This window comes from Natronospira sp., assembly GCF_007134575.1.
GTDB classification, from domain to species: Bacteria; Pseudomonadota; Gammaproteobacteria; order Natronospirales; family Natronospiraceae; genus Natronospira; species Natronospira elongata.
The window spans coordinates 1-3,264 of record NZ_SLKM01000094.1; the positions used below are offsets into that span (position 1 = coordinate 1).

At 65.3% G+C, this 3,264-nt stretch carries 4 protein-coding genes and 1 pseudogene; all 5 read left to right on the forward strand.

Translation table 11 applies throughout. From position 1 onward, the window contains the following. Positions 1 to 196: pseudogene (locus ACJWXQ_RS03665) on the forward strand (hypothetical protein); the annotation flags it as partial. Beyond that, on the forward strand, positions 193 to 1,395 hold the full coding sequence (locus tag ACJWXQ_RS03670; RefSeq protein ID WP_406672171.1) for a baseplate J/gp47 family protein: 1,203 nt from the start codon (positions 193 to 195) through the stop codon (positions 1,393 to 1,395). The pseudogene ACJWXQ_RS03665 and the gene ACJWXQ_RS03670, both read left to right, overlap by 4 nt. Further along, complete coding sequence (locus ACJWXQ_RS03675; RefSeq protein ID WP_406672172.1) at positions 1,395 to 2,159, forward strand: hypothetical protein; 765 nt, start codon at positions 1,395 to 1,397, stop codon at positions 2,157 to 2,159. Before ACJWXQ_RS03670 ends, ACJWXQ_RS03675 begins: the two co-directional genes overlap by 1 nt. 10 nt (positions 2,160 to 2,169) lie before the next feature. Continuing rightward, on the forward strand, positions 2,170 to 2,859 hold the full coding sequence (locus ACJWXQ_RS03680; protein ID WP_406672173.1) for a hypothetical protein: 690 nt from the start codon (positions 2,170 to 2,172) through the stop codon (positions 2,857 to 2,859). Beyond that, positions 2,852 to 3,264: hypothetical protein (locus ACJWXQ_RS03685; RefSeq protein WP_406672174.1), on the forward strand; the 413-nt coding region annotated here is incomplete at its 3' end. The genes ACJWXQ_RS03680 and ACJWXQ_RS03685, both read left to right, overlap by 8 nt.

Genomic DNA, 3,264 nt, shown 5'->3' on the forward strand with positions numbered 1-3,264 from the left:
CCCGGACAACCTACGCCGCATTGAGGACGCGACCGAGCGCGATCTCGAATGGCTGATCGAGGTCGGGGTGGCCACGTCGGTTGCCGTCACCGCCACGATGCCAGGGCCAAAGCGGATCAGGCGGCACATCAAGATCGTAGCCGACCTGGATGCCGTCGATCTGGTCTACGAAGAGAACTGGAGAGCCGAACTGTGAGCGTCACTACCCCCACTACCGCCGAGCTGTCCGAGAATATCGTTGCGCAGATCAGCGCCGAGCTGAATCAGTCTATCCCCCTGATGCCCAAGAGCTTTATTCGCGTGCTGGCAAAGGCGCTGGCCGGGGTCGTCATCCTGCTGTACAAGTACGCCGGGTTCATCGCTCTCCAGATGTTCGTCCGCACGGCAACGCTTGACGAGACGACGCTCAACGGTCGCAAGCTGCGCCCGCTGGAGGAGTGGGGGATCCTTGCCGGGGCAGGCCCGCCAGCCGCAGCCGTGCGCGCAGAGTTGGTGGTCGACGTGTCGGTAACCGACCAGACCGGCAGCCTCGCTAGCGGGACGCAGCTGCTCAACACGGACACCGGCGTCACCTACCTGACCCTGTCATCTGTCCCGCTTGACGCGGCCACGGTGCAGGTCACGATCCGAGCCGTGTCAGACCAGCAGGGCGGCGGGGGCCGTGGCGCTATCGGCAACATGGATCCGGGCGAGGAGCTGGATTTCGTTTCTCCTCCGGGGGCGGTCCGGCGCACGGTAACGGTCGATAGCCAGTCCGTGACCGGCGCAGATGGTGAGGCGGTGGAGGACTACCGACAGCGGATCATCCAACGGTTTCGTCAGCGACCCCAGGGCGGCGCGGCGGCGGACTGGCAGGAGTGGAGCGTGGAGCCTGTAGGGATTATCGCCACGTATCCGTACACGGGCCAGCCCGGCACGGTCGACGTGTACTGCGAGGCGACCGAGGAGAGCAGCGGCAGCGCGGACGGCATTCCCACATCGGCGCAGCTGCAAGAGGTTGAAAACGCTGTAGAGTTTCGGCAGGACGGGCTCCCCCGGCGCCGGCCGCTGAACTCCTACCCGAATATCCTCCCTATCACGCGCACAGGATTCGACGTCACCGTGGCCGGACTGGATGCAGACGATCCGGGAGCGGTGGAGTTGTCCATCGAGAGCGCCTGTGACGAGTACTTCCGTGGGCTCGAACCGTATATCCTCGGGCTGTCCGTGCTCCCGCGCAGGGACGTGATCAGCGCGCCTGAGTTGGGCGGCATCATTCAGGCCGTGGTTGCAGAGGCGGGCGGGACGTTCCAGTCGGTCACGCTTGAAGAGGCTGGCAGCGAGGTGCTGGCCCGAACGCTTGGAGAGGGCGAGAAAGCCAAGCTGTCAAGCATCACGTTCGTGGCTGGCGTCTGATGTTCTCTCGCATTATCAGCCACTTGCTACCGTCCGGCAGGGCGTGGCGACTGTTTCCCGGCACACATCTCCGCGCGCTGGTCGATGGACTGGCGTCGATTGGTCCGGCGTTCAAGGGACACATCGACGCGATCTTGCTGGACATCGAGCCTGAATCCACGCGATTCCTGTTGCAGTGGGAGCGCCAGTTCGGGCTGCGTCCTGGCGACCTGACACAACAGCAGCGAGTCAGCCGCCTGCGCGGGGAGTGGGCAGCGGTGGGCGGGCAGTCGCCAGCATATATTCAGGGGGTGCTCCGCGCGGCGGGATATGATGTCTATGTCCACGAATGGTGGATACCCGAGTCGGCTGCGTCGCGTGTGCAGGGCGTTGGATCGACCGGAGTGCTAGCCCTCAGTGATGGCACCGTGCTCGCTGTGCAGCCGTTCGGCGAGGGGCTGAATCCGCGCACGCCAGCCGACGCCATCGGCTACGTGCCGCTGATTCGATCGGGTGTCCCCCGCGCCCGGTGCGGTGTCCCTGACGCCCGATGCGGAAATCGCTTGGCAGACGGCTACATGCTGGTCAATCGCAGTCTTGACAACCCCGTTTACCCGCCACCCCCGACAGACGATGACGGCAAGCGGTGGGTGCTGTACATCGGCGGCGAGACGTTCCCGGACGCCGGCACAGTCGAGGTTGATCGCCGTCAGGATTTCGAGACGCTGTTGCTCAAGATTTGCCCTAAGCAACAGTGGATCGGTATAATCGTCAACTACGTTTAAGAGGCTCCCCATGGCTGTCAACTACGCAACACGCTACGCCGGCAATGTCCGCGACCCGTCTCCCGACTACCCGTTCGGGGAGGCCCGCGACGACACCGCGCCCGACAGCGGCGACGGGACGCCGCTGCAAGAGGCGTGGCTCAACGACTTCGTGGGGCTCTCGGCAGCCCTGCTGACGGCGGCAGGCATCACCCCCGACAACAACCCGGAAACGGCGCAGTCAAGTCAGTTGCTCGACGCCATCCGCGTAGCTGTCGGGGGTGACGCGCTGTCGTGGCGTGTTACTCAGGCAGCAGGCAGCGAGACCCTGGCCGCCGTGCGAGGCGAGACGGCGGTGCAGGACACAGCGTTCGCCACGGAGTTCGTTTCCCGGCTGCTGTTCGGCGGTACGTACCGCGTGGAGTTCGAGCACCAAACCCCGGACACTGCAGGCGATGGGCTGCACGAGGCGAAGGTGTTGCTGAACGGCGCTCTGGTCGAGTCGTGGACCGCCCCAGCGGACGGGGTGTGGTACTCCCGCAGCGTCGACGTGAGCGCATCGGATGGCGATGTCATCACCGTGGAGACGCGAATGGACGCCGGGTCGCCTCCGCGCGAGGGGATGACCAGGGAGCGTGTAATCAGCGGCGACAACAAGGCGCTCCACGTGATCGCCAGCGTTGGCGCACGCACCGAGACGGAGGCGGTACGGTATGACTAAGCAAGAATTGCTGGACCTCCTAGCCGAAGCCCCGGCTGAATATCGGGAGGCGCTCGAACTCGTCAAGACGCTCATCACCGACCTGACACTGATCGACGTAGCCGACGACTCAGACGGCTGGGTTGCTCGGGACACGTCTACGGGCAACGACGTGCGAATGACCGTCGCGAAACTTCTTGCGAGGGCGATCAAGTCGGGCACCGTTCAGTCGCTGGACAGCGGTGACATCGCTTCGCGCCCCAGCGCTGGGGCCGCCGGGCTCGACGGCTGGTACCTCTCCACCGACGAACCCCGCCTCTACCGCTCCGACGGCGCGACCTGGGAGGCGGTCCTCGGCACGGCGTCAGGGCGCGACACAGGCAACGCAGAAGGCCAAGTGCCCGTATGGGGGGAGGACGCCGGCGG